Below are 25,872 nucleotides of genomic sequence, written 5' to 3'. Positions count from 1 at the left end.
AGCGTTTTCACAATCTTCACCACCAAAGGACATCCGATGATTTACGAGATGCGTGTATACTCTTGCGTTCCGGGCGGGATGCCGCCCCTGCTGGAGCGGTTCGAGACCACGACCCTGCGCATTTGGGAGCGGCTGGGACTGCGTCCTGCCGGGTTTTTCACCACGCTCATCGGCCCGTCCAATCACGATCTGACCTATTTCCTCGCGTGGGAGTCGATGGAAGAGCGTGAACGCCTCTGGAATACCTTCGCCACCGACCCCGAATGGGTGGCCGCGCGCACCGCCCATCAGGAAAAGCACGGAGAGGTCGTGGCCCGGATCGCCAGCAGCTTCCTCGCGCCGACCGCCTTTTCGACGGTCCGCTAGGTCTTGGTGATGGGTGACACGCCTCAAACCGCGCCCACCGGAGCCCTGACCGGCGTGCGGATCCTCGACATGACCCGCATCCTTGCCGGCCCCTGGGCCACCCAGATTTTGGCGGATATGGGGGCGGAGGTGATCAAGATCGAGCGGCCCGGTGCCGGAGACGACACCCGAAGCTGGGGGCCGCCGACGATCACAGACGATGGAGGCGAGGATCACGGCGCCGCCTATTTCCACGCGGCGAACCGCGGCAAGAAATCGGTGACCGTCGACATGGCGCACCCCGAGGGGCAACGCATTCTGCACGCCTTGGCCGCGAAATCCGATGCGGTCATCGAGAATTTCAAGGTTGGCGGGCTTGCGAAGTATCGCCTCGACTACGCCGCCCTCAGCGCGATCAAGCCCGATATCGTCTATTGCTCGATCACCGGATTCGGCCAGACCGGCCCCTATGCAGATCGTGCGGGATACGATTTTCTGATCCAGGCGATGGGTGGCCTCATGAGCGTGACAGGTCAGCCCGACGGCGCGCCGGGGGCCGAGCCGATGAAGGTCGGCGTCGCGCTGACCGACGTTCTGACCGGGCTCTATGCCGTCATCGGCATCCTGTCGGCGCTCCGCCACCGCGATGCGACGGGCGAAGGCCAACATATCGACATGTCCCTTCTCGACGTGCAGGTGGCCACCCTTGCCAATCAAGCGATGAACTATCTGGCGACCGGCACGTCGCCGGGGAGGCTGGGCAATGCCCATCCAAGCATCGTGCCCTATCAGGCCTTTGCCACGAGCGACGGCCACGTAATCCTTGCCATCGGCAACGACGGTCAGTTCGCCCGCTTTTGCGAGGTCGCCGGCGCGCCGGGCCTTGCGGCCGATCCGCGCTTTGCCACCAACCCCGAACGGGTCCGCAACCGTGACACCCTCATCCCGATCTTGCGCGGCATCATGACCGGCCGCAGCATGGACGATTGGATCGCCCAGCTGAATGCCGCCAGCGTCCCGGTGGGCCCGATCAACGACATCGAACGGGTCTTTGCCGATCCGCAGGTGCAGGCCCGTGGGATGCAAACCGAACCGATGACCCCTGAAGGGCGGGCGCTGAAAGGCGTGGCCTCGCCGTTGAAGCTGTCGCGGACGCCGCCTATCGCGCCGATTGCCGCGCCGAGACTGGGGGCCGACACGCTGTCAATCCTGTCGTCGCTGCTTGATCCGAGCGATTTCGATATGGACCGGCTGCTGACCGAAGGCGTCATCTCTGACCTACCTTCTGGCGCCAATCATACTGAGGAAGAATGACCGACAAACTCTTGATTACACAGGCGGACGGCATCGCAACGCTGACGTTGAACATGCCGGAACTGCGCAACCCGATCACCGACGCGGATATGGTCGACGAGATTTGCGCCGCGATGGAGTGGTTGAACCGCGACCATTCTGTTCGCTGTGCCATTCTGACCGGCGCCGGCAAAGCGTTTTCCTCGGGCGGCAATCTCAAGCACATGCGCGACAAGGAGGGCATCTTCGGTGGTGACGCGATCACCGTGCGCAATGGATATCGGGCCGGTATCCAACGGGTTGCCAAGGCCGTCTGGTCCGTCGAGGTGCCTCTGATCGCTGCGGTGAATGGCCCCGCCTATGGGGCCGGTTGCGATCTGACGCTATTTTGCGACATTCGGATCGCCTCGGAAACGGCTGTATTTGCAGAAAACTTCGTCAATGTCGGTATCATTTCCGGCGACGGCGGTGCGTGGATCCTGCCGCGTCAGGTCGGCCTGTCTCGTGCGGCCGAGATGGCCTTTACCGCCGACCCCATCGACGCTCAGACGGCGCTGGCCTGGGGGCTGGTGTCTCAGGTGACGTCGCCCGACACGTTGTTGGATACGGCGATGGATCTTGCCCGTCGGATCGCACGCAATCCGCCGCGTCAATTGCGCCTGACGAAACGTCTGATGCGCGAAGGCACCGTCTCCAGTCTTGAGCAAATCCTAGAGTTGTCAGCGGCTTATCAGGGTGCTGTTCATCAAACGGCAGACCATGAGGAGGCCGTGGCTGCCTTGCTCGAGCGCCGCGAAGGCAAGTTCACCGGCACATGACCACAGCGCCTTAAGCGGGACCGAAGCTGTCTGCAAAGAAGCGCAGCCAATTGCCGCCCATGATCCCGTCGATTTCATCCGCATCGAGGCCGGTCTCGGAGAGCCCTTCACGGATGTTGCCGAAATCCCGGTTGTCGTTGAACCAGTCCGGCATAGGCGGAAATCCGGGGTTTGCAGCGGAGCCTTCGCCGTAGTCGACCTGTTTGGTCCAACGCCCGGAGCGCATCCAGTCGACGACGCTGTCGGGCTGGTCCTGGCAGAGGTCGGTTCCGATGCCGAGGTTTTCCGCGCCCATCAACTCTGCGGTCCGTGCGATCATCTCGCAAAAGCTGGTCAGGGAACATTCGCTTCCCCGTGCAAGATGATGGGGATAAACCGAAAATCCAAGCATACCACCGCTGCGCCCCAGGGCCCGTAGCACGTCGTCGGACTTGTTGCGGAGTGCAGGATGCCAATCGTGCGGATTGGCATGGGTTATGGCGATAGGCCGGGTGGAATGCTCGATGGCCTCCAGAGTAGACCGCTCGCCCGAATGGCTCATATCGACCACGAGACCGACCCTGTTCATTTCGGTCACGACGGCGCGTCCCATACGCGTCAGCCCGGTGTCGTCGTCCTCATAGCAGCCCGACGCCAGGAGCGATTGATTGTTATAAGTCAACTGCATGAAGCGCAAACCTAATGTGTGCATGATCTCGACGAGGCCGATGTCGTCCTCGATGCAACTGGGGTTCTGGCTGCCAAAGAAAATCGCCGTGCGACCGGTCTCCTGCGCCTTCTTCACGTCTTTGGCTGTGCGCCCTTGAAAGATCAGGTTCGGAAACTGCTCGAACCAGCGGTTCCATTGCTCGATGACCAGCACGGTTTCCCGAAAGGTTTCGTGATAGGTGATCGTGACGTGGACAGCGTCCACCCGACCGGCACGCATCTGGCGGAAGACCTTCTCGGACCAGTTGGCGTATTGCAGCCCGTCGATAAGGGGTGATGTCATAGTCTTGCCTCAGTGCTTTACCGTGAGCCCGGATGGTGTCTGGGCGAGGCATGCGGCCCCGGTGTCCGTGATCAGGATGGGCTCGGTGATCTCGATCCCGCCATCGTCCAGCCAAAGGCCGGGCATCAGGTGAAATGTCATCCCCGGCTGCAACACGGTCGTGTCCGAACCGCGCAGCGACATGGTGCGTTCGCCCCAGTCGGGTGGATAGCTGAGTCCGATTGCATAGCCGCACCGGCTGTCCTTGTGGTGCCCATGTTTGGCCAGAGCGGCGTTGAAGGCCCGTGCGACGTCACCGCATGTTTGCCCCGGACGTGCGGCGGTCAGGGCGGCATTGGTGGCCGCCTGTATGGCATCTGCGGCGTGCAGATAGGCGTCGGGCGCATGAGCCAGCACCAATGTCCGCGATTGCGGAGCGTGATAGCGCCGGTAGACCCCGGCGATCTCAAAGAAGGTCGGGACCCCGGCGACGAGCGGACTGTCGTCCCAGGTCAGGTGGGGTGCGGTGGCGTCCATGCCGGAGGGCGCCATCGGCACGACGGCCGGGTAGTCGCCCCAATGGCCGTCTGCCCCGAGCGTCCCGGATCTCTGGATCTCCGCGACCAGAACATTCTTGGCAAGTCCCGGTTCCGCCACCTCGACGATGCGCGCGTGCATGGCCGTCACGATGGCGGCGGCGCGTCGCATGTAGGTGATCTCGCGGTCGGACTTTACCGCCCGTTGCCAATTCACCAGCCCGGTGGCATCGCGCCAATTCGCCTTTGGGCATTGCATCAGAAGCGCATTGTAAGCCGCTGCGCTGAAATAGTAATTGTCCATTTCGACGCCAACGCTCCGATACGCCCAGCCAAGATCGTGCAGGTGCCGCGAGAGGTCCTCCATCGGGTGTTTCGCCGGGTTCTGGACGTAGCTGTCGTCGTAGCCCAGAAGCTGTTCGTCGCCCATCCAGACGGTGCGGATCGCGCCGGCCCGGTCCATTGCGCGCCCCCACCAGAGCGGATCGCCCGATGGGCCGAGGATCACCGCCTGATGGACATAGAAGGACCACCCGTCATAGCCGGTGAGCCACGCGATGTTGGAAGGGTCGCTGACGATCAGCACGTCGATACCGGCTGCATCCATCGCCGTCCGGGTCTTTTCGATCCGGCTGGCGTATTCGGCGTCGGTAAAGGCGGGCTTTGGATTGACCATGGCCCTAGAGTGACCGGATCTCGGCGTCGCGCAAGGGCTTTGAGTTTGGAAGCTTCGATCTTGCGCTGACTGGCGCGGACTGTTTCCGAACTGTCTCAGCCCCTAGCCGAGCGCATAGCCAGAGCCGCGGACCGTTCTCACGGGATCGGCGCCGCCGTTCTTGCACAGCACCTTGCGCAGTCGGCCGACATGCACATCGACGGTGCGGGTATCGACGTAGATATCGCGCCCCCAGACCCGGTCGAGCAGTTGCTCGCGGCTCCAGACGCGACCGGGCTTTTCCATCAGTGTGGAGAGCAGCCGGAACTCCGTCGGACCGAGCTTGAGCTGTTGATCGGCGCGGCTGACACGGTGCGTCTCGGCATCGAGGGTGATGTCGTCGTAGGTGAGCACTTCGCCCACCGTGGCCGGCCGGACCCGCCGCAGTTGCGTGCGCACACGCGCCATCAGCTCGCTGACCGAGTAAGGCTTGACCACGTAGTCATCGGCGCCGGTTTCCAGCCCCCGCACCCTGTCGCCCTCTTCGGACCGGGCCGACAGCATGATGATCGGCACGCCACGCGTGTGGGCCCGCGCCTTGAGTTGCCGACACACCTCGATCCCCGAGACGGACGGCAGCATCCAGTCGAGCACGATCACGTCGGGGAGGTCTTCTTCGACGAGAAGCAGAGCCTCTTCGCCATCGGCAGCCTGCGACGTGCGGTAGCCTTCGGACCCGAGATTATAGCTGAGCACCTCGCGCTGAGCGGATTCATCCTCGACGATGAGGACATGTGGCTGTTGGCTGAGCATCCGGGTCAGGCCCCTTCGTCATGCGTCACGTAAGAGGTCTTGTCGCCCTTCGGACGGTTTTCCTCGGGCATGGAGCCGGTGGCCACATAGACGACCTGTTCGGCCATATTGGTCACCAGATCACCCATCCTTTCGATGTTCTTGGCGATGAAGTGCAGGTGCATGCACGCCGTGATGTTGCGGGGATCTTCCATCATATGCGTGAGGAATTCCCGGAACAGCGCGTTATACATCTGGTCGATGTCCTGATCGCGGTTGATCACGTCCTCGGCGAGTTCCGCATCGCGCGCGACGAAGGCGTCGAGCGTGTCCTTGAGCATCGCCTGCACGTCGCGCCCCATCCGCTTGAGCGTCGCGTCCGAGCCGGTGATGGGCCGCAATTCGGCCAGCACGGAGGTCCGCTTGGCGATGTTCTTGGCATAGTCTCCGACGCGCTCCAGCGAACCGGCCAATTTCAGCACCGACAGGATGATCCGCAGATCCTTGGACATCGGCGCCCTCAGCGCGATGGTGCGCGCGGCCTCTTCGTTGATCTTTTCCTCGAGGTCGTCGATCACCTTGTCGCCGGCCCGCACCTTTTCGGCCAGTTCCAGATCCCGCGACACCAGGGATTTGGTTCCGTCGAGGATGGCCGCTTCGACCAGACCGCCCATCTTGATGATCATGGCCTGAATGGCCTCGAGATCCCGGTCGTAGGCCGAGACGATATGCTGTTCGTTCATGGCGTTCTCCTTAGCCGATCCGGCCGGTGATATAGCTTTCGGTGCGCGGGTCTTCGGGATTGGTGAAGATCTCGCCGGTCTCGCCGTATTCCACGAGGTTGCCCAGATGGAAGAAGGCGGTCTTCTGGCTGACCCGCGCGGCCTGCTGCATGGAGTGGGTGACGATCACGACCGAGTAGCTCTGCCGCAGCTCGTCGATCAGCTCTTCGACCTGAGCGGTGGCGATCGGATCGAGCGCCGAGCAAGGCTCGTCCATCAGCAGAACCTCGGGTTCGGTGGCGACGGCCCGCGCGATGCAGAGCCGTTGTTGCTGTCCGCCGGACAGCCCGGTGCCGGGGGCGTTGAGCCGGTCCTTGACCTCGTCCCAGATCGCACCGCGCCGGAGCGCCTTTTCGACGATTTCGTCGAGCTCTGCCTTGTTGCGCGCAAGCCCGTGGATCTTGGGGCCGTAGGCCACATTGTCGTAGATCGACTTGGGGAACGGGTTCGGCTTTTGGAACACCATGCCGACCTTGGCCCGAAGCTGCACCGGATCGACGCGGGGGTCGTAGATGTCCTCGTTGTCGATCAGGATATCACCCTCCACACGGCAAATGCTGATCGTGTCGTTCATCCGGTTCAGGCACCGCAGGAACGTGGATTTGCCACAGCCGGACGGCCCGATGAAGGCGGTGACGGTCTTGTCGGCAATCTCGACGCTAACGTCCTTGATGGCGTGGTTGTCACCGTAATACACCTGCACGCCGCGGGCTGTGATCTTGGTTTGCTTCATGTCCACGGCTCTTTCGATTTGTCTCATGTCATTCATTTCGGTGCCCTCCTACCAGCGCCGTTCAAAGCGGCGGCGGAGCAGGATTGCGATGATATTCATCGTCATCAGGAACACCAGCAGCACGATAATGCCACCCCATGCCCGCTCGTAATAGGCCGGATCGGCACGCTTCGCCCATTCATAGATCTGCGCGGGCATGGCCGAGTTCGGATCGAGAAACCCTGATGCGAGCCCGTCCGGATAGTTGGACGCGATGAAACCGACCATGCCGATCAGCAGGAGGGGCGCGGTTTCGCCAAGAGCCTGCGCCAGTCCGATGATCGTGCCGGTCAGGATGCCGGGCATCGCCAGCGGCAGCACATGGTGGAACACCGACTGCATTTTCGATGCCCCGACCCCAAGCGCCGCATCCCGGATCGACGGCGGCACCGATTTCAGGGACGCCCGCGTCGAGATGATGATCGTCGGCAGCGTCATCAGCGTCAGCACGAGGCCACCGACCAGCGGTGCCGACTGCGGCAGGTGCATGATCTGGATGAAGATGGCGAGCCCGAGGATACCGAAGACGATCGACGGCACCGCGGCGAGGTTCGAGATGTTCACCTCGATGAAGTCGGTGAACTTGTTCTGCGGTGCGAACTCTTCGAGGTAGATAGACGCGGCGACCCCGATCGGCAGAGACAAGAACAGCACCACCAGCATCATGAAGAAGCTGCCGAGCATCGACACCCCGATCCCGGCCTGCTCTGGCCGCGATTCCGAGGCGTCGGCGCCGGTGATGAAGGCGAGGTTCCACCGCTTTTCCACCACTCCCGCGTCGAGCATCTGATCGACGATATCGAGATGCGGCGGCCCGAGGTTTCTGTCACGTGCCAGGCTTTCGCGGGTGACCCGCCCCTTGAGGTAGCCATCGACCCGGCTGGAGGCCAGCACGTTGAACGTGACTGTTTGCCCAACCAGCGACGGGTCGGCGAGCACAGTATCGCGAATTTGCGCGGCCGCGCTGGCCGAGACCATCAGCGGCAGCGCCCCCGCAGGCAGCGGGCTTTCGATCTCGTTGGCAGCCATGGTGTTGGCCACGGCCTCGGCGATGATCTGGGTGTAGCCCAGCGTCGTGACCTTTGCGATTTCGTCCCGGTCGCCGGTGCCGTTCGGATCGAGCTTTTCGGCGTTCAGCGTCACGTCGAGGCTGATGTAGGTCTGGCTGAATGCGGTCGATCCGTTCGAGACGATCGCGGTCAGCAACGTGACGAGGAAGAACAGCCCGATCAGCAACGCACCGATGCCATAGGCCTTGAACCGGGTCTCGGCGGCGTTGCGCTTCTTGGTCCGGGCGTCGACGGCCAGCAGGGAGCCATGTTTGGACGACGGCTGGGAGGCGGTCTGATCGGTCATTCGTATTGCTCCCGGTATTTGCGGACGATCCACAGGGCGAAGATGTTCAGCCCCAGTGTGATCACGAAGAGGGTCATGCCCAAGGCAAAGGCGACAAGCGCCTCGGGCGAGGAGAAGTCGGCGTCACCGGTGAGCTGGCTGACGATCTTGGCGGTGACGGTGGTCATCGCCTCGAACGGGTTGAGCGACAGCTTGGCCGCGGCCCCTGCCCCCAGCACGACGATCATCGTCTCGCCGATGGCGCGTGACGCCGCCAGCAGGATCGCTCCGACGATCCCTGGCAAGGCGGCGGGCAGCACGACCTGCCGCACCGTCTCGGATTTCGTGGCGCCCAGACCCAGCGACCCGTCCCGCATGGTTTGCGGAACCGCGTTGATGATGTCGTCGGAGAGCGACGATACGAAGGGGATCAACATGATCCCCATGACGAGCCCCGCGGTCATCACGGCGGTACCGCCCTGCATCCAGCCGACGCCGGCAAAGCCGCCCTCGCCAAAGACGCTGACCAGCAGCGGCCCGACGGTCAGCAGCGCAAAGAGGCCGTAGACGATGGTGGGGATGCCGGCGAGCACTTCGAGCATCGGCTTGGCGAAGGCCCGGATGCGCGGCGTGGCGTATTCCGACAGGTAGATCGCCGCAAAGAGCCCGATCGGCACCGCAACCGCCAGCGCGATGACCGAGATGTAGAGCGTGCCCCACAGCAACGGCAGGATGCCCAGCGACGAGCCTCCGCCAAAGCTGGGCGACCATGTCAGCCCGAAGAAATAGTCCGATGCCGGGTAGAGATTGAAGAATTTGACGGTGTTGAAGATCAGCGAGAGCACAATGCCCAAGGTCGTCAGGATCGCAAAGCATGCCGCGCCGATCAGCAGCACCCTCATGCCGTGTTCCACGACGTTGCGCGCCCTGAAATCACGATGAGTCCGCAGGGTGGCGGTGATCGCACCGGCCAGTGCCACCGCGAGCACCACCACAGTCATCAGCAGCGAACCGGTGGACGACAGGGCCCGGTAGCGTTGCGCGGCCGACAGTGTCTCGGCGGTCACGTCGGAGCCGAGCGCGACCCCGACATTGGACAGTGTGGCGCGCACGTCCGTGCTGTCGCTCTGCATGTCACGGGCCTCGGCGCCGCTCAGCACGCCTTGGTCCACGGCAGCGTCGAGCCCATCGGCCACGCGCCGAACATCCGACATCACGAGGCTCATTTCGCCCGCCTCGCCCGCCGCGACGCTGCCGATCATCGGCGCGACCATACGGTTCAGCACCATCGGCTGAAGGATCAGCCAGATCACCAGCAGGATAAGCGCAGGAACCGCCGCCATCATCGCGACATTCGCCCCGTAGTAGGACGGTAGCGAATGCAGGTGCCGGGTGTTGCCCCCGACAGAGGCGAGTGCGCGTTTGCGCCCCAAAACATAACCACCCGCCGCGAGGGCGAGCACGATGAGGGCAATCCAAAGGGCGGACATGGCAGCTCCGTTCAATCAGGTGTGGGGGCGGCCCGGAGGCCACCCCCAAAGGACGATTACATATCGCCCATGGTCTGTTCGGCTTCGATCATCGCCTGAGTGTCGGCCAGTTCGGGATCGGACACGAGGCCATAGAGCGCCAGCGGCCCCCATGCGCCGGCCATATCGTCGGAGACGAAGAAGGCGGCGTATTCCTTGAGACCCGGGATCACACCGATGTGGGCCTTCTTGATGTAGAAATACAGCGGGCGTGACACCGGGTATTCGCCGGTGGCGATGCTGTCCACGGTCGGCTCGACGCCGGACATGGTGGCCACTTGCAGCTTGTCGGTGTTGTTCTCGTAGAAGGCCAGACCGAACACGCCGATGCCGTTCGGGTTGGCATCCACGCGAGCAAGGGTTTCGGTGTAGTCGCCGTCGATGTCGGTGGACAGACCGTCGGTGCGCACTGCGATGCAGGCGTCTTCGGCGGCGTCTTCGTCCATGCCCGCGGCGATCATTGCCTCATGGGCACCTGTCGCTTCGCAGCCAGCGGCCAGAACGTTTTCTTCGAACACTTCGCGTGTGCCGTGCTTTGTGCCGGGGATGAAGGCGAGGATGTCCTGATCGGGCAGGTTGGCGTCGATCTGGCTCCAGTTGGTGTAGGGGTTTTCGACGATTGCGCCATCGACCAGAACCATCGGCGCCAGGGCGTTGAACCAATGCTCGGGCGTGAAGGCGAAAGTCGGGCCATTGATGTCGGACGCGAAAACGATGCCATCGTAGCCTATCCGAACCTCGATGATGTCGGTCACGCCATTGGCTGCACAGGCTTCGATCTCGCGCTCGCGGATCGCGCGGGACGCGTTTGCGATGTCGATCTGGTTTTCACCGACGCCTTCGCAGAACCGGGCCAGACCGGCGGAGGAGCCACCGGATTCAACGACCGGTGTCGGGAAATCGAAGTTCTCGCCAAAGGCTTCTGCCACGATCGAGGCATAGGGCAGAACGGTGGACGATCCTGCAACCTGAACATTGTCGCGCGCGGCGGCGGCTGTGGTGAGGGCGGCGGTCATGGCCATTGCAGAGGTGGCCAGCTTGACGAAGGACATGAGATGCTCCTGTTTCTCAAGTGTCTAGTTTGTCGTATCGGTCCGACCCGTGAACGAGCCGCTGATGCGCCCCTGCTAGGCCGCTCACGCCACGCTTTTGTGACAGTTGTGTAAAAGTTTTATGACATGCGGCGATGCGCATGGAAATAACAACATTTTGCGGCCGACTTTCGATTGGCAGACCACTGGTTGTGATGGCGCGGTAGACCGTGACGTCGGTTTACCAGCCGATTCTGTCACGTTTCGCCCCGAATGTAAGTGTTGCATGACCGGATTCGGCGAGGCTTTGGCTAGTTCGAGGGCAGCAGGATCCGGAAGGTGCTCCCCTCGCCCAGCGTGCTGTCGACCCGCAGCCGACCCCGGTGTCGGTTGACGATGTGTTTGACGATCGCGAGCCCAAGCCCCGTGCCGCCCAGTTCGCGCGACCTGTGGCTGTCGACCCGGTAGAACCGTTCGGTCAGGCGCGGGATGTGATGCGGCTCGATCCCGTCGCCCTCGTCGGTGACGCTGAGTTGCACCGCGGGTCCTCGCAAGGCGGGTTCGTGGCCGATCTCGGTCAGCCGGACCTCGACCCGGCCGCCATGCCCGCCGTATTTGATCGCATTCTCGATCAGGTTTGTTGCCACCTGCTGAAGCTGGGCCGCATCCCCGGGCACCTGCACCGGAGACTCGGGTCCGACGAAGTCCACCTCGATCTCCGATTGTGCCGCGACGGGTGCCAGGACGTTGATGACCTGAAGGAGCACGGCGCTCAGGTCGACCAGCTCGCGCGGGCGCACTCTTTCATCCTGTTCGACCCGGCTGAGAGACAGGAGATCGTCCACCAAGCGCGCCATACGACCGGCTTCGCGCTCCATGATCCCGAGAAACCTGTCGCGGGCCTTGGCATCGTCGCGGGCGGCGCCCTTCAGGGTTTCGACGAACCCCAACAACGCGGTCAGAGGGGTGCGCAGCTCGTGGCTGACGTTGGCCACGAAGTCGCGCCTGATCTGACCGGTCTCCTCCATCGCGGTCATATCCTCGAAGCTGAGAACGACCCCGAGCCCCAGCTGCATCGGCACAGGGCCGACGGTTACCGTCCATGTGGTATCGCGCGCGCCTTCGCGACCGTAATACTGGGCGGTCCGGGTCTGCTTGTCGGCATAGGTCTGCTCCACCGCTTCGAGAAGCGCGGGCTGTCGCAGCGCGGTGATGTAGTTGCGCCCGGTGCCATCGGTTCCGAACAGACGAATGGCGGCCGTATTGACCGCCTCGACCCGTTGATTTGCCCCCACAAGGACAACGGGCATCGGCAGGACTGCAATCAACGAAGGGAGCGTGCTGGGCAGCATTTTTGTTCCTTAAGATCGGCTATCGGAAGAGACGCGGCAGGGATTTTCACTGGTTTCGGGGCGCATTTCGGGTTGAGGCCTTTGCCGCTCTGGTCCTAGAACTACGTATGAGGGTCATGATGGAGCAATGGTGCTGCGTTATTGTGACATTGGCAATGCGAAGACTTCCGTGAGCAAGGCAGCATCTTCAAGGACGAGGACGGCGCGTGACCCAGAAGATGATCGTCATCGGGCCGTTGTCGCAACTGTCGACGATGGACCGGCAGCTGCCTTCGGTTGAGGGCGTGAGCTTTGTCGATTTCGCCGACCTGCCTGCCCATTGCTTCGAAACCGAGCCGCCCGACATCATCGTATCCGCCTTGGTAGGCCCGACGTTCGACGTGCTGGATGTTGCGCGGTTTCTCGAATCCGTCGGCTTCAAGGGCGCTTATCGGGCGCTGTCGGAGGGGCTGCCCTACCCCTCCGTCGTTTTGGCCGAAGTCGCCGCGGTCGCCCCCGATCTGGATTTCGACGTTTTCATCGTTCCGTCGCGCGGCAGCATCAAGAGCGGATCGTAGCCGCCTGCACCAGCTGCGTCAGGACGCAGCCTGCGCGGAGTTGACCATCTCTTCGATCAGCAGGTCCGGCTCCTCGATCCCGACGGAGACCCGGAAGAACCCTTCTGAAATCCCCAATGCGGTCCGGTCGGCCTCGGTGAGCGCCCGGTGCGACGACGATGCCGGATGCGAGAGTGTGGTCCCGACATCCCCGAGCGTCGGCGCAAAGGCCACATCAGGCGCGGCCCGTGTCATTGCGTTGGCCGCGGCCCGGCCACCGACCAGTTCGAAACTGAGCATGTTGCCGCCACGCCCGCCCAGCAGCCCCATCGCCCGGTTGTGATCGGGGTGGTCTGGCCGGGTGGGATAGATCACCCGCGTCACGCCCGACACCTCGGCCAGTGCATCGGCCAGCCGGGTGGCGGTGGCCTGCGCCCGGTCGAAGCGAAGATCGAACGAGTGCATCCCCCGCTCGGCCAACCAGCAGTCGAACGGGCTCGGCGTCATGCCCCAGCTGGCGTTGGCGGTGTCGATCAGGGTCCGATGTTCGGGGTCTTTGCAGGCGACATACCCAAGCGTCACATCAGAATGCCCCGCGAGCAGCTTTGTCACCGAGTGGATCACGATATCCGCGCCATGCGCGAACGGCTGATACAGTCGGGGCGTGGTGAAGGTGTTGTCGACGACAAGAAGGATGCCTCTCGCATTCGCAATCTGCGCGATCCCCTCCATATCCGCGACCCGGATCGTGGGGTTCGAGATCACCTCGACGACGATCATCTTGGTATTGGGCCGTATGGCGGCCTCGATGGCGCGGGCGTCGGTCGGGTCCGCGAGGCTGGTCTCGATCCCCAGCTTTGGCAGGTCTTGCGTCATCAGACGCAGAGTCCGCCCGTAAAGCTGATCGCCGCCGACGACGTGGTCGCCTTGCTTGAGCAAGCCAAGGAAGGTGGCGCCGACGGCCGACATCCCGGAGCCTGTGACGATGCCGGCCGCCTCGAACAGATCGGGCGCCCCTTCGAGCATGTCGATCTTGGCCGCCAGCACATCGGCGTTGGGATGCCCTTCGCGGGCATAGGTGTAGCCCGTGCCATGCTCATACTGCTGATCCAGCGCATCCGGATCCGGCGAGGCATAGACCACGGAGGTTTGCAGCGGTGTGACCACGGGACGTGAGGTCGACGACGGCCAGCCGGTCCGGCGGACCAGCGATTTCGGGATGCGGGACATGGGATCAGACCTTTGTCAAAGTGTCGCGGAAGCGCCGCGCGTTCTGTTGATATTTCTCGGCCGAGGCACGCAGATTGGCGATGGCAGCTTCGTCCAGTTGCCGCACGACCTTGCCCGGCGCGCCGATGACCAGCGAGCCATCCGGAATTTCGCGCCCCTCGGGGATGATCGCTCCGGCCGCGATCAGGCAGTTGCGCCCGATCACCGCCCGATTGAGCACGATCGCCCCCATCCCGATCAGGCTGTTCTCACCAATGGTGCAGCCGTGAAGGATGGCATTGTGCCCGATCGTGCAGTTCTCCGCGATGGTCAGCGGGCAGCCCGGATCGGTGTGCAGGACGGAGTTCTCCTGAGTGTTCGATCCCTTGCCGAGGGTAATCCGCTCGTTGTCGCCCCGTATCGTGGTGCCGAACCAGACGGAGCTGTTCTCGGCTAGGGTTACCTTGCCGATGATGTGGCAACTGGGCGCGACCCACGCGCTGTCGGCAACGTCAGGAGCAATGCCGTCGAGACTGTAGATCATGGCGTTTCCTCGAATTCGGTTTGCAGTTTGCGCACGTGATCGGTCAGGCCGGGCTGTTGGCTCCGGCGGAGCCGTTCGGCGGTGACGATGCTCTTGAGTTTCGCCTCGGTCGCGTCGAGGTCATCGTTGATCAGCACGTAGTTGTAGCCGTCCCAGTGGCTGATCTCGTCCCAGCTTTTGAGCATCCTTTTGTGGATCGTCTCTGCGTCATCCTGACCGCGACTGACGAGCCTGCGGTGAAGCTCTTTGATCGACGGCGGCAGGAAGAAGACCGACAGGACATGCTGTCCGAGCGATGAATTCGAGATTTGCTGAGCGCCCTGCCAGTCCACATCGAAGAGCACGTCACGCCCGGCCTCGATCGCATCGGCCACAGGCCCCTTGGGGGAGCCATAGAAGTTGCCGAAAACGTGGGCGTGTTCCAGCATTTCGCCATTGGCGACCCGGCTCTTGAACTCTGCCTCGGTCAGGAAATGATAATCCTTTCCGTCCACTTCCCCCGGACGTGGTGCCCTTGTGGTCGCCGACACCGAAAAGCTGAGCGATGGATCCCAGTCGCGCAGCCTCCGGGTCAGCGTGGTCTTCCCCGCTCCGGAGGGTGATGACAGGATGATCAGCAGGCCGCGACGGTTCATAAGGCTATTCCACGTTCTGAATTTGCTCGCGCATCTGGTCGATGGCGGTCTTGAGGTCAAGCCCGATGGCGGTCAGCGCGGTCGACCCGGCCTTGGAGCAGAGGGTGTTGGCTTCGCGGTTGAATTCCTGCGTCAGGAAATCCAGCTTGCGCCCCAATGGGCCGCCATTGGACAGCAGATCCCGCGCGGCCGCGACATGGGCACGGAGGCGGTCGAGCTCTTCGGTGACGTCGGATTTCACGGCCAAGAGCGCCAGTTCCTGCGCGATCCGGCCCTCGTCGACTTCGGTCACGTCCTGAGCGATGCGGCGCAGCGCGGCGGTGAGGTTCGCCGAGACCTCCGAGCGTCTCGCCTCTGCAGCACTCGCGGCGGCGTCGGTGAGCCGTGAGATGGTGTTGATCTGATCGGTGATGACCGCGTGCAAGGCTTTGCCCTCGGCGGCCCGCATGTCGCAAAACGCATCCAGCAGACCTTCGAAATCCGCGATGAGGGCGGCGGGCAGTTCCGGATCGATCTCGCGCGCGGCCTGCCCCTGCAGCACCACGCCCCGCTGTCCCAGCACGTCGGCGGCGGTCGGCTGCCCGAGTGTGATGCCAAGCCCCAATGCCCTGTCCTGCACCTGATCCAGCGCGGCAAGGACCCGATCGAGCTGATCGGCGTCCAGTTGCAGACCGTTTGCCGTCTCGTCATGGGTGAGCTTCAGGTTGACGGTCACGTTTCCCCGCGCCAGCCGCGCCGCCAGCGCCCCTCGCACCGCCGCCTCGAGGCCGTCGACGGACTCGGGCAAGCGCAACCGCAGATCCAGCCCCCGTCCATTCACCCCGCGCATTTCCCATGCCCAGGAACTGGCGTTCAACGTGCCGGTCCGGCTGGCGAATGCGGTCATCGAATGGATCAAGTCAGGCTCTCCGTTTGTCGAGGTTGGCGAAGGTATCGGCAGGTAACGGTAAATGCCCCCCGGGAGCAAGTCTGACGGCGCGGCCCCTTCGGAACTGTTAACCCATTAACACTTTGGGCCGAGATATGGCGGCCGAAACCGGCTATGTATTAACACAACGTTAAGACACAGTTACAATTTGAGTCGTTGGAGGGTGAAATGACAACAGAACCAAAGGATACGAAAGCGACGGGTCCCGTGGTGCTCTCCACGTCTCATCAACCGCGCCGGGACGTGACCGTGCTGGCCGCGCTGGAGCAATACTGGCGAGGGCTTCGCTCCGCGGGCGGGCTGCCGCGTCGTGTCGACATCGATCCTGCCTGTATCGACGGCGCGCTGCCCTATACCTTCATCGCAGAGAGCGTGGCACCCGGCGTGGCCCGTTTGCGTGTTGCGGGACGTCATCTGAACGACATGGCGGCCATGGACGTTCGCGGAATGCCGCTCAGCGCCCTGTTCAGCGCCGATGCACGTCCCGCACTGGCCGAGGCGATCAGTGCCCTGCTGGAAGGCCCGGCGCTTGTCGACATGCCGATCCAGCTGCCACGCACCCTGCTGCGGCGGGGTCAGAATGGACGCCTGTTGATGATGCCGCTGCTGGACGACCGCGGCAACGTGACCCGCATTCTGGGGGCCGTCGTCATGGACGGTCTGGTTCAGGGCCGAGGGCCGCTGAAGCTGGGCATTGCCGAAGGCGGCGCGATCCGGGTCGAGCCGGTCTCGATGATGGACGAACCGGCGGTGCGTCGAGCCGAAGCACGGCCCGCCCTGCGTCTGGTCGTCAACAACGGCTAGACGCAAAAACGGCCGAGGCGCGCATGGCCCCGGCCGTTTTCTTTTGCCTCTATGCTGCAAACGGCACCCTGTCGCGGGTGCCGAACGCTGCTCTTGCCGATCAGATCGCTTCGGCTTTTTCCATCTTGCTGCGGCGCGAGGTCAGTTCCTCGGCCACGAGGAACGCCAGCTCCAGCGATTGGGACGCATTCAGACGCGGGTCGCAGGCGGTGTGATACCGGCTGGACAGGTCCTCGTCCGTCACGGCCCGGACACCGCCGGTGCATTCGGTCACGTCACGGCCGGTCATCTCGAAATGCACGCCACCGGGGATCGAACCCTCGTCGTTGTGTACGGCGAAGAACTCGCGGACTTCGCGCAGAACGCTCTCGAAGGGCCGGGTCTTGTAGCCGGAGGACGATTTGATCGTGTTGCCGTGCATCGGGTCGCAGGACCAGACGACATTGGCGCCCTCTTCCTGCACCGCCTTGATCAGGCGCGGCAGGTGTTCCCCGACCGAGCCCGCACCGAACCGTGCGATCAGCGTCAGACGCCCTGCTTCGTTGGTCGGGTTCAGCGAGGCCATCAGCGCCTTGAGATGCCCGGAGGTCATCGACGGCCCGCATTTCAGCCCGATCGGGTTCTGAACGCCCTTGCAGAATTCGACATGCGCCCCGTCCGGCTGGCGTGTCCGGTCACCAATCCAGATCATGTGTCCGGAACCGGCGAGCCATTTGCCGGTGGTGCTGTCGACGCGGGTCAACGCCTCTTCGTATTCCAGCAACAGCGCCTCGTGGCTGGTGTAGAATTCGACGGTTTCCATGGCATGAGCCGCTTCGTCCCGGATACCGGCGGCGCTCATGAAATCGAGCGTGTCTGTGATCCGGTTGGCCAGAGCCCGGTAGCGTTCCGCCTCGGGCGCACCGGTGAAGCCGAGCGTCCAGGCATGGACCTTGTGCACATCGGCGTAGCCACCTGTCGAAAAGGCCCGCAGCAGGTTCAGCGTGGCGGCGGCTTGCAGATAAGCCTGCTCCATCCGGGCCGGATCGGGGATCCGCGCCTCCGGGGTGAAGTCGAAACCGTTGATGATGTCACCGCGGTAGCTCGGCAGCTCGACGTCGCCGACCGTTTCGGTCGGTGCCGAGCGCGGCTTGGCGAACTGGCCCGCCATGCGGCCAACTTTGACCACAGGCACCTTGGCCGCGTAGGTCAGGACCATCGCCATCTGCATGGCCAGCTTGAACGTATCGCGGATACCGTCCGCCGAAAATTCGGAGAAGCTCTCGGCGCAATCGCCACCCTGCAACAAGAAGGCCTCGCCTTTGGAGACCTTGGCAAGATGGGATTTCAACTTGCGCACTTCGCCGGCAAATACCAAGGGCGGATACGACGCGATGCGGGCCTCGACGTCCTTGAGTTTCGCCTCGTCGGTATACTCGGGCATCTGAATCCGCGGTTTTGCGCGCCAATCAGATTTGTGCCACTCGGTCATTGTCTTGCTCCGTCGGTTGGAAAGCGCGCCGAAATTGCACGCCCGAACCGTCTATAGACGCCGTAAAGCCATAGGCCAATGCCAAATCCCGCAAAACCGAAGACTGTCCGTCCAAACAGCCCTCGAATGCCCTAAGCGACCATCCTTGTCGGGTTTGGATTGCCTCTTGTGGACCCGTCAATAACCTGCTGTAAATTTTGGTGCCGCAGTCAGCCAATTCGCGGCCTGTATCGGGACTGACATGGAACAAGCCGTCAAGACACTCGCTCTCGAACCGATTGGCGGCAAGCCGCGACGCTTTGTCTTTGTATTGCTGGATAATTTCACCCTCCTGTGCTTTGCCTCCGCGATGGAGAGCCTGCGCATTGCCAATAGAATGGCGGGGGCCGAGCTCTACAAATGGGTGCTGGCCGGCGAAGGCGGCGAGGTCGCCAAATGCTCTGCCGGGACGGAATTCAAGCTTCAGATGGATCTGGGCGAAGTCAGCCGTGACGACACGATCATGGTGTGCGGCGGCATCGACGTTCAGTCGGCGACGTCGCGCAGAATGCTGAACTGGTTGCGCCGCGAGGCCCGTCGCGGTGTCATCATGGGCGGCCTGTGCACGGCCGGCTATACCTTGGCCAAGGCCGGATTGCTCGACGGCAAGAAGGCCACCATCCATTGGGAAAACCAAGACAGCTTTGGCGAGGAGTTCGAGGAGGTCAAACTGACCAAGTCGGTCTTCGTGGTAGACGGCAACCGGATCACCACCGCCGGCGGCACCGCCTCGATCGACCTCATGCTCAAGCTGATTGCCGATGATCATGGCGAGGAACTGGCCAATGCGGTGGCCGATCAGCTGATCTATTCGGCCATTCGCACCGATCAGGATACGCAGCGCCTGTCGATCCCCACGCGGATCGGCGTCCGTCACCCCAAGCTGAGCCGCGTCATTCAGATGATGGAGCAGGCGATCGAGGAACCGATCAGCCCCTCTGTCCTTGCGGCCGAAGTAGGCATGTCGACCCGCCAGCTGGAGCGCCTGTTCCGACGCTATCTCAATCGCAGCCCGAAACGCTATTACATGGAACTGCGCCTCTCCAAGGCCCGCAACCTGTTGATGCAGACGGATATGAGCGTGATCAACGTGGCCCTCGCCTGCGGATTCGCGTCGCCCTCGCATTTCTCGAAGTGCTATCGCTCGCATTATGAGACGACGCCCTATCGCGAACGCGGGAGCCATTCCGCACGGTTGTCGATCTAGCGCCAACAAGAGACGCGCACCGTCTTACCCGGCGTGGGCTCGCCCCGGTTGCAACGGCGTGGCACTAGCATCCAATCTCCATTCCGGAACGACGAGTCAGTCGAGCATGCCGGACCAACCGGTGCGCGGTGACGACGACCGAGTGCGACTGGGCTTGGCCCCGTTCCGTTCCGGTTTCGCACAGTGACGCACCGTTTTCTTCGAAAACGGCGCCATACAAGGCGTTTGGCCTCTCGCTTGCTACTTCCATTTTCCAAACGGCCCGTTTAGCTTCCGCTCCAGAACCAAAAAACCAACGGGAGAACCAGTATGAAGAAACTCATCATGGCGACTGCGGCCTCGGCCGTCGTCGCGACCGGCGCATTGGCAGACGCCCACAGCACCGAAGTCAAAATCGGTGTCATCCTCGGCTTCACCGGGCCGCTGGAATCAATCACGCCGGCCATGGGTGCCGGTGCCGATCTTGCGATTGCCGAAGTGAACGCCGCAGGCGGCCTTCTGGACGGCGCAAGCGTCACGGCCATTCGTGCGGATTCGACCTGCATCGACTCGGCCGCTGCGACCGCTGCCGCAGAACGCCTGATCACCTCCGACGGCATCACCGCCATCATGGGCGCGGACTGTTCCGGTGTGACCGGCGCGATCCTGCAGAACGTCGCGCGGCCGAATGGCGTCGTGATGATCTCGCCATCGGCGACTTCGCCGGGCCTGACCTCGGCAGAAGACGACGGCCTGTTCTTCCGCGTCGCCCCCTCCGATGCCCGTCAAGGCGAAGTGCTGGCAACCGTGCTTTCGGAGCGCGGCATTGAATCCATCGCGATTTCTTACACCAACAACGACTACGGCAAGGGCCTTGCAGACAGCATCCAGGCTGCCTTCGAAGCCACCGGCGGCACCGTGACGCTGGTGTCGGCACATGAAGACGGCAAGGGCGACTATTCCGCCGAAGTCGGCGCCCTGGCCTCGGCTGGCGGTGACGCTCTCGTCGTGGCCGGCTATGTCGACCAAGGCGGCAAGGGGATCATCGAATCCTCGCTCGACTCGGGTGCATTCGACATCTTCGTGCTGCCGGACGGCATGTATGGTCAGGCGCTGCTCGACGAAGTCGGAGCCGACATGGGCGGTTCGTTCGGCCTGTTGCCCGGTTCCGACAGTGCAGGCGCTGCGACCTTCGCAGAGATCGCGACTGCCGCCGACCTCGACCCGACCTCGGTCTATCTGGGCGAAAGCTACGATTCCGCGGCTCTCTTGATGCTGGCCATGCAATCGGCCGGATCGTCGGCTTCGGCTGATTTCGCAAGCCACGTGATGACCGTCGCCAATGCGCCGGGCGAGCCGATTGGCCCGGGTGAGCTGGCCAAGGGCTTGGAAATCCTCGCGAATGGCGGCGAGATCGACTATGTCGGCGCAACCGCCGTCGAGCTGATCGGACCCGGTGAGGCCAGCGGCGCGTTCCGTGAGTACACCATCGAAGATGGCGCTTACGACTTCGTCGGCTTCCGCTGATCCATCCAACCAATTGCGCGGCCCAAGGAAACTTGGGCCGCGCATCCATAACCGACCGATGGGCGCGAACTTTGCCGCGTAACCGATTGGCGAAACAGGGGAAGCCTGCATGATTGTAGTCGAGGATCTGCACAAGCACTTTGGCGGATTTCATGCCGTTGACGGCGCCTCTCTCGAGATCAAATCCGGGTCGATCACCGGTTTGATCGGCCCCAATGGCGCGGGCAAGACGTCTCTTTTCAACGTCATCGCAGGACGCCTGCCGCCGACCTCCGGCAAGGTGACGATGGCCGGTGAGGACATCACCGGATTGCCGCCACATGTGTTGTTTCACAAGGGCTTGCTGCGCACTTTTCAGATCGCGCATGAATTCTCGAGCATGACTGTCAGAGAGAACCTGATGATGGTTCCCGGCGGTCAGAGTGGCGAGGGTCTGCTGGCGACGTGGTTCGGCCGCGGCCGCATTGCCCAAGAGGAAGCGACCCTGTTGAAGAAGGCTGATGAAGTCCTTGATTTTCTGACGATTTCGCATCTTCGAGACGAGAAGGCCGGAAACCTGTCCGGCGGCCAGAAAAAGCTGCTCGAGCTTGGTCGCACCATGATGGTCGACGCCAAGATCGTGTTTCTCGACGAGGTCGGCGCCGGTGTGAACCGCACCCTGTTGATGACGATCGCGGATGCGATTATCCGGCTAAACCGCGAAAGAGGTTACACTTTTTGCGTCATCGAACATGATATGGATTTCATCCGCAAGCTCTGTGATCCGGTCATCGTGATGGCCGAGGGCAAGGTGCTTGCCCAAGGCACCGCAGACGAGATCATGCAGAACGAGGCGGTGATCGAGGCCTATCTGGGCACCGGTCTCAAGAACAAAGAAAAGGCGGGTTAATGGCCCCTATCGTTTTTGGACAATGCGTCGGTATCACGTCGGTACCCGGTCGGTGTGAATACCGACTGTTGCGCGGACCGCAAAGCGTTCTTAACCAAGGGGTCCGCTCATGACCGAGCCATTTCTGATCGGTGACCGGATGACCGGCGGCTATGGCAAGGGCGCGGACATTCTGCACGACTGCACCATCGCCGTGGACAAGGGCAAGATCGCCGTCATCGTCGGCCCCAACGGTGCGGGCAAGTCGACCGCGATGAAGGCCGTCTTCGGGATGCTCAACCTGCGCTCGGGGGCCGTGCGCATCGAGGGCGAGGATATCACCGCGCTGTCCCCGCAAGATCGCGTCGCCAAGGGCATGGCCTTCGTGCCGCAGACCTCGAACATCTTTCCGTCGATGACCGTCGAGGAAAACCTCGAGATGGGTGCGTTTCTGCGCCGCGACGATATCCGCAAGACCATCGAGCAGGTCTATGATTTGTTCCCGATCCTGCGCGACAAGCGTCGTCAGAATGCCGGTGAACTCAGCGGTGGTCAGCGCCAGCAGGTCGCTGTGGGCCGCGCTTTGATGACGCAACCCAAGGTGCTGATGCTAGACGAGCCGACCGCCGGGGTCAGCCCCATCGTCATGGACGAGTTGTTCGACCGCATCATCGAGGTCGCCCGCGCGGGCATCACCATCCTGATGGTCGAGCAGAACGCCAAGCAGGCGCTGGACATTGCCGATATCGGTTACGTTCTGGTGCAGGGGGCCAACGCGCATACCGGGTCGGGTGAGGAGCTTCTGCAAGACCCCGAAGTGCGCCGGACGTTTCTGGGGGGATGAGGATGTTTGCAAAGACCATGCCATTGGCCGCTGTTCTTGCGATCTGTGCCACGTCCGCAGTTGCGACCAGCCAGCGCGAATGCCTGTTCGAGCGGCAATTCTTTGACGGTGTCGCGCGCACCGTGGCTTTGCCGATCTCGATTGCCTGGAACGGGTCGCGCGGGGTTGTTCTGGTCCGCGCCGTGGACGGCGGGCAGTATGACGGCACCACCCGGACCGGCGCGAACGGGGCCATGGAGATGGATTTTCGCACCGATGTGTCGTCTGAAACGATCGCCATCGGTTCCGGCGGAGAGGCGCTTTGGGGGATCACCTTCGACAATGGCCAACTCATGCAGTACGCCGGTGCCTGTGGCCCCGCGAGGGCGCAGTGAAGCGGCTGGCCGCCATAGCCTTGTTGCTGCTATTGGCAGGCCATGCCGCTGCCGAGGGCGCGCGACTGGAGCTGTCCTGCGCATTGATGCAAAGCTGTGCCCCCGAGGGCATTTGCGAGACCGCTCCCGGCACGCCTGCGGATTTCACCATTGCCCCTGAGGGCGTGGATGCCAATGGCATGGGCCGCTATGTCGTGGCCACCGATGGGACCGATGCGCAGGCCGCTGGCCTTTCGCCTGTTGGGCCGTTTGCTTGGACCGATGCGGATGGGGCCCGTCTGAGCCTTGTTCTGACCTCGGAGCGCACCGCCCTGTTGACCCAGCAGCCCGCCGACGCCGCCACCGCGCCTTTTGTCGATTTCCTGATATGTGAGATTACCCTCTGATGGACCTGATCAACGCAATCGTGGCCTTTGCCAATTTCGTCTTTGTCCCGGCCTTGGCCTACGGCGCGCAGCTGTCGCTTGGGGCGCTGGGTGTGACCCTGATCTACGGCATTCTGCGGTTCTCGAATTTTGCTCATGGCGACACGATGGCCTTTGGCACCATGGCCACGATCCTTGTGACATGGGGATTTCAGGCGATGGGGATCAGCCTCGGGGTGCTTCCCACCGCCCTGGTCGCCCTGCCCTTTGGCATCGCGATCACGGGGTTGATGCTGCTGGGCACCGACAAGGTGGTCTACAAGTTCTACCGCAAGCAAAAGGCTGCGCCTGTGATCCTCGTGATCGTGTCGATGGGCGTGATGTTCGTGATGAACGGCATCGTCCGGTTCATCATCGGCGTCGACGATATCGACTTTGCCGACGGCGAGCGCTTTCTGATCTCGGCCCGGACGTTCAAGGCGATGACCGGGCTCGACGAGGGTCTGGCAATCCGCACCACCACGGTGATCACCCTCGTCACCGCTGCGATTGCGGTGGCGCTCCTGTTCTGGTTCCTCAACAAGACCCGCACCGGCAAATCCATGCGCGCCTTTTCCGACAACGAGGATCTGGCGCTGCTCTCGGGCATCAACCCTGAGCGGGTGGTGATGGTCACTTGGCTGATCGTGGCGGCCCTGGCGACGACGGCGGGGGTGCTCTACGGGCTGGACAAGTCGTTCAAGGCCTTCGTCTATTTCCAACTGCTCCTGCCGATCTTTGCCAGCGCCATCGTTGGCGGCCTCGGCAATCCGCTGGGGGCGATTGCCGGCGGCTTCGTCATCGCCTTTTCCGAAGTCATGGTGACCTATGCGTGGAAGAAGGTGCTCGTCTATGCGATGCCCGGCCCGCTGGAGCCTGACGGGCTCGTCCAGCTTTTGTCCACGGATTACAAATTCGCCGTCAGTTTCGCGATCCTGATCATCGTGCTGCTGTTCAAGCCCACCGGCCTGTTCAAAGGACAATCGGTATGACCCCTGTTATGCGCAATACCGCCCTGTTCGGCCTGATGGCCGCACTGCTCATCGGCACCGGAATGGTCCAGGGCTGGAACCTCGCCCTGACGATCCTGAACATGGGGCTGATTTCGGCCATTCTGGCCTTGGGCGTGAACCTTCAGTGGGGCTTTGCGGGCCTGTTCAACATCGGGATCATGGGCTTCATCGCCTTGGGCGGGCTGGCCACGGTGCTGGTGTCGATGCCCGCGACCGAGGGGGCTTTCGCGGCGGGCGGTGTGCGGATCATTCTGGCACTGATCCTCGGGGCTGCGACGATCGTGGGCGCGGTGCTGGTCCAGACGCGGATGGCCAAGGGCAGGCTTCGGGCGCTGTCGACCGTCGCCGTGCTGATCGTGGGATTCTTCGTTTTCAGAGCGGTCTTCGATCCGGGTGTCGAGGCGATCGAGGCGATCAACCCCGCTTCCACCGGCTATCTCGGCGGTCTGGGGCTGCCGGTGCTGATCGCTTGGCCAGTCGGTGGGCTGTTGGCCGCCGGTGCCGCGTGGATCATCGGCAAGACGGCGCTGGGGCTGCGGTCCGACTACCTCGCAATCGCCACGCTGGGCATCGCGGAGATCATCCTTGCCGTGCTCAAGAACGAGGACTGGTTGACGCGCGGCGTCAAAAACGTGGTCGGCATCCCGAGGCCGGTGCCCTACGAGGTGGACCTTCAGCAGGACGTCGGCTTCATCGAGCGGGCCGCGGGGCTGGGGCTCGACCCGGTAAACGCCTCCACGCTCTATGTGAAATTCGCCTACGGGGTGCTGTTCCTGATCGTGCTGCTGCTCCTGCTTTGGCTGGTCCAGAAGGCGCTGCATTCGCCTTGGGGGCGGATGATGCGGGCGATCCGCGACAATGAGGTCGCCGCCGAAGCCATGGGCAAGGACGTCAAGGGACGGCACCTGCAGATCTTTATCCTCGGCTCCGCGATCTGCGGACTGGCCGGAGCAATGATGACCACGCTCGACGGACAGCTAACGCCGACCTCCTACCAGCCGCTGCGGTTTACCTTCCTGATCTGGGTGATGGTCATCGTCGGCGGATCAGGAAACAACTTCGGCGCGGTGCTGGGCGGGATGCTGATCTGGTGGCTCTGGGTGATGGTCGAGCCGATCGGACTTTGGCTGATGGGCGTGATCACTTCGGGCATGGCCGACGGGAGCTGGCTCAAGGATCACCTGATCGAAAGTGCCGCTCAAATGCGATTGCTCACGATGGGCGTGATCTTGTTGCTGATGCTGCGCTTCAGCCCGAGGGGATTGATTCCCGAGAGGTAA

27 protein-coding genes are annotated in these 25,872 nt (G+C 62.8%); 13 read left to right on the top strand and 14 right to left on the bottom strand.

Annotated features, from left to right (window positions below; all coding sequences use genetic code 11):
• The first annotated feature begins 36 nt into the window (after positions 1 to 36).
• Genes LOM8899_RS07690 through LOM8899_RS07680 form a run of 3 tightly spaced genes read left to right on the top strand, consistent with a single transcriptional unit; the run spans position 37 to position 2,456 of the window.
• Positions 37 to 366 carry an NIPSNAP family protein gene (locus tag LOM8899_RS07690; RefSeq protein WP_093991628.1) on the top strand — a complete coding sequence of 110 codons (330 nt, stop codon included), beginning with the start codon at positions 37 to 39 and terminating at the stop codon, positions 364 to 366.
• 9 nt (positions 367 to 375) lie between these two features.
• Complete coding sequence (locus tag LOM8899_RS07685; protein ID WP_093991627.1) at positions 376 to 1,659, top strand: CaiB/BaiF CoA transferase family protein; 1,284 nt, start codon at positions 376 to 378, stop codon at positions 1,657 to 1,659.
• Positions 1,656 to 2,456 (top strand): crotonase/enoyl-CoA hydratase family protein, encoded by an 801-nt coding sequence (locus LOM8899_RS07680; RefSeq protein ID WP_093991626.1) that lies wholly within the window; start codon positions 1,656 to 1,658, stop codon positions 2,454 to 2,456. The genes LOM8899_RS07685 and LOM8899_RS07680 overlap by 4 nt, the downstream gene beginning before the upstream one ends.
• Positions 2,457 to 2,466: 10 nt before the next feature.
• Here the strand turns inward: LOM8899_RS07680 and LOM8899_RS07675 are convergent, their stop codons facing one another.
• From LOM8899_RS07675 to LOM8899_RS07635, 9 genes are all read right to left on the bottom strand, one after another.
• Positions 2,467 to 3,447 carry a membrane dipeptidase gene (locus tag LOM8899_RS07675; protein ID WP_093991625.1) on the bottom strand — a complete coding sequence of 327 codons (981 nt, stop codon included), beginning with the start codon at positions 3,445 to 3,447 and terminating at the stop codon, positions 2,467 to 2,469.
• A 9-nt stretch (positions 3,448 to 3,456) separates the two neighbouring features.
• On the bottom strand, positions 3,457 to 4,638 hold the full coding sequence (locus tag LOM8899_RS07670) for a M24 family metallopeptidase (RefSeq protein ID WP_093991624.1): 1,182 nt from the start codon (positions 4,636 to 4,638) through the stop codon (positions 3,457 to 3,459).
• Between the two features lie 102 nt (positions 4,639 to 4,740).
• Entirely contained in the window at positions 4,741 to 5,430 is a 690-nt protein-coding gene (gene phoB, locus LOM8899_RS07665) for a phosphate regulon transcriptional regulator PhoB (protein WP_093991623.1), read from the bottom strand.
• A 5-nt stretch (positions 5,431 to 5,435) separates the two neighbouring features.
• A complete protein-coding gene (gene phoU / locus LOM8899_RS07660; RefSeq protein ID WP_093991622.1) occupies positions 5,436 to 6,152 on the bottom strand; it encodes a phosphate signaling complex protein PhoU in 717 nt (238 codons plus the stop codon).
• Positions 6,153 to 6,162: 10 nt separating this feature from the next.
• On the bottom strand, positions 6,163 to 6,960 hold the full coding sequence (gene pstB, locus LOM8899_RS07655; protein ID WP_093991621.1) for a phosphate ABC transporter ATP-binding protein PstB: 798 nt from the start codon (positions 6,958 to 6,960) through the stop codon (positions 6,163 to 6,165).
• Positions 6,961 to 6,972: 12 nt separating this feature from the next.
• Positions 6,973 to 8,319 (bottom strand): phosphate ABC transporter permease PstA, encoded by a 1,347-nt coding sequence (gene pstA, locus LOM8899_RS07650; RefSeq protein WP_093991620.1) that lies wholly within the window; start codon positions 8,317 to 8,319, stop codon positions 6,973 to 6,975.
• Entirely contained in the window at positions 8,316 to 9,788 is a 1,473-nt protein-coding gene (gene pstC, locus LOM8899_RS07645) for a phosphate ABC transporter permease subunit PstC (protein WP_093991619.1), read from the bottom strand. The genes pstA and pstC overlap by 4 nt, the downstream gene beginning before the upstream one ends.
• A gap of 56 nt (positions 9,789 to 9,844) precedes the next feature.
• Positions 9,845 to 10,879 (bottom strand): substrate-binding domain-containing protein, encoded by a 1,035-nt coding sequence (locus LOM8899_RS07640; RefSeq protein WP_093991618.1) that lies wholly within the window; start codon positions 10,877 to 10,879, stop codon positions 9,845 to 9,847.
• A 290-nt stretch (positions 10,880 to 11,169) separates the two neighbouring features.
• A complete protein-coding gene (locus LOM8899_RS07635) occupies positions 11,170 to 12,210 on the bottom strand; it encodes a sensor histidine kinase (protein WP_093991617.1) in 1,041 nt (346 codons plus the stop codon).
• A gap of 206 nt (positions 12,211 to 12,416) precedes the next feature.
• Here LOM8899_RS07635 and LOM8899_RS07630 point away from each other — a divergent pair, with 206 nt between their 5' ends.
• Positions 12,417 to 12,767 (top strand): hypothetical protein, encoded by a 351-nt coding sequence (locus LOM8899_RS07630; RefSeq protein WP_133064990.1) that lies wholly within the window; start codon positions 12,417 to 12,419, stop codon positions 12,765 to 12,767.
• Positions 12,768 to 12,785: 18 nt separating this feature from the next.
• On the opposite strand, the gene LOM8899_RS07625 is transcribed toward LOM8899_RS07630, so the two are convergent.
• From LOM8899_RS07625 to LOM8899_RS07610, 4 genes are read right to left on the bottom strand one after another with little or no spacing between them, the layout of a single operon-like run.
• Positions 12,786 to 13,976 carry a trans-sulfuration enzyme family protein gene (locus LOM8899_RS07625; protein ID WP_093991615.1) on the bottom strand — a complete coding sequence of 397 codons (1,191 nt, stop codon included), beginning with the start codon at positions 13,974 to 13,976 and terminating at the stop codon, positions 12,786 to 12,788.
• Between the two features lie 4 nt (positions 13,977 to 13,980).
• Positions 13,981 to 14,499: a gamma carbonic anhydrase family protein gene (locus LOM8899_RS07620; protein ID WP_093991614.1), complete on the bottom strand. Its 519-nt coding sequence runs from the start codon at positions 14,497 to 14,499 to the stop codon at positions 13,981 to 13,983.
• Positions 14,496 to 15,134 carry a guanylate kinase gene (gene gmk, locus LOM8899_RS07615; RefSeq protein WP_093991613.1) on the bottom strand — a complete coding sequence of 213 codons (639 nt, stop codon included), beginning with the start codon at positions 15,132 to 15,134 and terminating at the stop codon, positions 14,496 to 14,498. The genes LOM8899_RS07620 and gmk overlap by 4 nt, the downstream gene beginning before the upstream one ends.
• Positions 15,135 to 15,138: 4 nt before the next feature.
• Positions 15,139 to 16,032, bottom strand: coding sequence for a YicC/YloC family endoribonuclease (locus tag LOM8899_RS07610; protein WP_245820473.1), 894 nt, complete (start codon positions 16,030 to 16,032; stop codon positions 15,139 to 15,141).
• 198 nt (positions 16,033 to 16,230) lie between these two features.
• Between LOM8899_RS07610 and LOM8899_RS07605 the strand changes: the two genes are divergently transcribed.
• A complete protein-coding gene (locus LOM8899_RS07605) occupies positions 16,231 to 16,866 on the top strand; it encodes a PAS domain-containing protein (protein ID WP_093991611.1) in 636 nt (211 codons plus the stop codon).
• Between the two features lie 100 nt (positions 16,867 to 16,966).
• Here the strand turns inward: LOM8899_RS07605 and LOM8899_RS07600 are convergent, their stop codons facing one another.
• A complete protein-coding gene (locus tag LOM8899_RS07600) occupies positions 16,967 to 18,337 on the bottom strand; it encodes a class II 3-deoxy-7-phosphoheptulonate synthase (RefSeq protein WP_093991610.1) in 1,371 nt (456 codons plus the stop codon).
• Between the two features lie 241 nt (positions 18,338 to 18,578).
• Here LOM8899_RS07600 and LOM8899_RS07595 point away from each other — a divergent pair, with 241 nt between their 5' ends.
• From LOM8899_RS07595 to LOM8899_RS07560, 8 genes are all read left to right on the top strand, one after another.
• On the top strand, positions 18,579 to 19,583 hold the full coding sequence (locus LOM8899_RS07595; protein WP_093991609.1) for a GlxA family transcriptional regulator: 1,005 nt from the start codon (positions 18,579 to 18,581) through the stop codon (positions 19,581 to 19,583).
• Between the two features lie 309 nt (positions 19,584 to 19,892).
• Positions 19,893 to 21,089, top strand: coding sequence for an ABC transporter substrate-binding protein (locus LOM8899_RS07590; RefSeq protein ID WP_093991608.1), 1,197 nt, complete (start codon positions 19,893 to 19,895; stop codon positions 21,087 to 21,089).
• A 109-nt stretch (positions 21,090 to 21,198) separates the two neighbouring features.
• A complete protein-coding gene (locus LOM8899_RS07585) occupies positions 21,199 to 21,978 on the top strand; it encodes an ABC transporter ATP-binding protein (protein ID WP_093991607.1) in 780 nt (259 codons plus the stop codon).
• A 109-nt stretch (positions 21,979 to 22,087) separates the two neighbouring features.
• On the top strand, positions 22,088 to 22,801 hold the full coding sequence (locus tag LOM8899_RS07580) for an ABC transporter ATP-binding protein (RefSeq protein WP_093991606.1): 714 nt from the start codon (positions 22,088 to 22,090) through the stop codon (positions 22,799 to 22,801).
• A gap of 2 nt (positions 22,802 to 22,803) precedes the next feature.
• A complete protein-coding gene (locus LOM8899_RS07575) occupies positions 22,804 to 23,175 on the top strand; it encodes a hypothetical protein (protein ID WP_093991605.1) in 372 nt (123 codons plus the stop codon).
• Complete coding sequence (locus LOM8899_RS07570; RefSeq protein WP_093991604.1) at positions 23,172 to 23,561, top strand: hypothetical protein; 390 nt, start codon at positions 23,172 to 23,174, stop codon at positions 23,559 to 23,561. Before LOM8899_RS07575 ends, LOM8899_RS07570 begins: the two co-directional genes overlap by 4 nt.
• Positions 23,561 to 24,571, top strand: a complete 1,011-nt coding sequence (locus LOM8899_RS07565; RefSeq protein ID WP_093991603.1) for a branched-chain amino acid ABC transporter permease — start codon at positions 23,561 to 23,563, stop codon at positions 24,569 to 24,571. Before LOM8899_RS07570 ends, LOM8899_RS07565 begins: the two co-directional genes overlap by 1 nt.
• The gene (locus tag LOM8899_RS07560) at positions 24,568 to 25,872 is read left to right on the top strand and encodes a branched-chain amino acid ABC transporter permease (protein ID WP_093991602.1); all 1,305 of its coding nucleotides are present in this window, start codon (positions 24,568 to 24,570) and stop codon (positions 25,870 to 25,872) included. Before LOM8899_RS07565 ends, LOM8899_RS07560 begins: the two co-directional genes overlap by 4 nt.

The organism is Flavimaricola marinus, from assembly GCF_900184895.1.
In the GTDB taxonomy this organism is placed as follows: Bacteria; Pseudomonadota; Alphaproteobacteria; order Rhodobacterales; family Rhodobacteraceae; genus Flavimaricola; species Flavimaricola marinus.
Note: the sequence above shows the minus strand (reverse complement) of the source record. Positions and strands in the feature narration are given on the sequence as shown.

Bases quoted from the DNA above. Each gene is read 5' to 3' on its own strand.
- LOM8899_RS07690 (WP_093991628.1), top strand. From the start codon at position 37: ATGATTTACGAGATGCGTGTATACTCTTGCGTTCCGGGCGGGATGCCG.
- LOM8899_RS07685 (WP_093991627.1), top strand. From the start codon at position 376: ATGGGTGACACGCCTCAAACCGCGCCCACCGGAGCCCTGACCGGCGTG.
- LOM8899_RS07680 (WP_093991626.1), top strand. From the start codon at position 1,656: ATGACCGACAAACTCTTGATTACACAGGCGGACGGCATCGCAACGCTG.
- LOM8899_RS07675 (WP_093991625.1), bottom strand. From the start codon at position 3,447: ATGACATCACCCCTTATCGACGGGCTGCAATACGCCAACTGGTCCGAG.
- LOM8899_RS07670 (WP_093991624.1), bottom strand. From the start codon at position 4,638: ATGGTCAATCCAAAGCCCGCCTTTACCGACGCCGAATACGCCAGCCGG.
- phoB (WP_093991623.1), bottom strand. From the start codon at position 5,430: ATGCTCAGCCAACAGCCACATGTCCTCATCGTCGAGGATGAATCCGCT.
- phoU (WP_093991622.1), bottom strand. From the start codon at position 6,152: ATGAACGAACAGCATATCGTCTCGGCCTACGACCGGGATCTCGAGGCC.
- pstB (WP_093991621.1), bottom strand. From the start codon at position 6,960: ATGAATGACATGAGACAAATCGAAAGAGCCGTGGACATGAAGCAAACC.
- pstA (WP_093991620.1), bottom strand. From the start codon at position 8,319: ATGACCGATCAGACCGCCTCCCAGCCGTCGTCCAAACATGGCTCCCTG.
- pstC (WP_093991619.1), bottom strand. From the start codon at position 9,788: ATGTCCGCCCTTTGGATTGCCCTCATCGTGCTCGCCCTCGCGGCGGGT.
- LOM8899_RS07640 (WP_093991618.1), bottom strand. From the start codon at position 10,879: ATGTCCTTCGTCAAGCTGGCCACCTCTGCAATGGCCATGACCGCCGCC.
- LOM8899_RS07635 (WP_093991617.1), bottom strand. From the start codon at position 12,210: ATGCTGCCCAGCACGCTCCCTTCGTTGATTGCAGTCCTGCCGATGCCC.
- LOM8899_RS07625 (WP_093991615.1), bottom strand. From the start codon at position 13,976: ATGTCCCGCATCCCGAAATCGCTGGTCCGCCGGACCGGCTGGCCGTCG.
- LOM8899_RS07620 (WP_093991614.1), bottom strand. From the start codon at position 14,499: ATGATCTACAGTCTCGACGGCATTGCTCCTGACGTTGCCGACAGCGCG.
- gmk (WP_093991613.1), bottom strand. From the start codon at position 15,134: ATGAACCGTCGCGGCCTGCTGATCATCCTGTCATCACCCTCCGGAGCG.
- LOM8899_RS07605 (WP_093991611.1), top strand. From the start codon at position 16,231: ATGACAACAGAACCAAAGGATACGAAAGCGACGGGTCCCGTGGTGCTC.
- LOM8899_RS07600 (WP_093991610.1), bottom strand. From the start codon at position 18,337: ATGACCGAGTGGCACAAATCTGATTGGCGCGCAAAACCGCGGATTCAG.
- LOM8899_RS07595 (WP_093991609.1), top strand. From the start codon at position 18,579: ATGGAACAAGCCGTCAAGACACTCGCTCTCGAACCGATTGGCGGCAAG.
- LOM8899_RS07590 (WP_093991608.1), top strand. From the start codon at position 19,893: ATGAAGAAACTCATCATGGCGACTGCGGCCTCGGCCGTCGTCGCGACC.
- LOM8899_RS07585 (WP_093991607.1), top strand. From the start codon at position 21,199: ATGATTGTAGTCGAGGATCTGCACAAGCACTTTGGCGGATTTCATGCC.
- LOM8899_RS07580 (WP_093991606.1), top strand. From the start codon at position 22,088: ATGACCGAGCCATTTCTGATCGGTGACCGGATGACCGGCGGCTATGGC.
- LOM8899_RS07575 (WP_093991605.1), top strand. From the start codon at position 22,804: ATGTTTGCAAAGACCATGCCATTGGCCGCTGTTCTTGCGATCTGTGCC.
- LOM8899_RS07565 (WP_093991603.1), top strand. From the start codon at position 23,561: ATGGACCTGATCAACGCAATCGTGGCCTTTGCCAATTTCGTCTTTGTC.
- LOM8899_RS07560 (WP_093991602.1), top strand. From the start codon at position 24,568: ATGACCCCTGTTATGCGCAATACCGCCCTGTTCGGCCTGATGGCCGCA.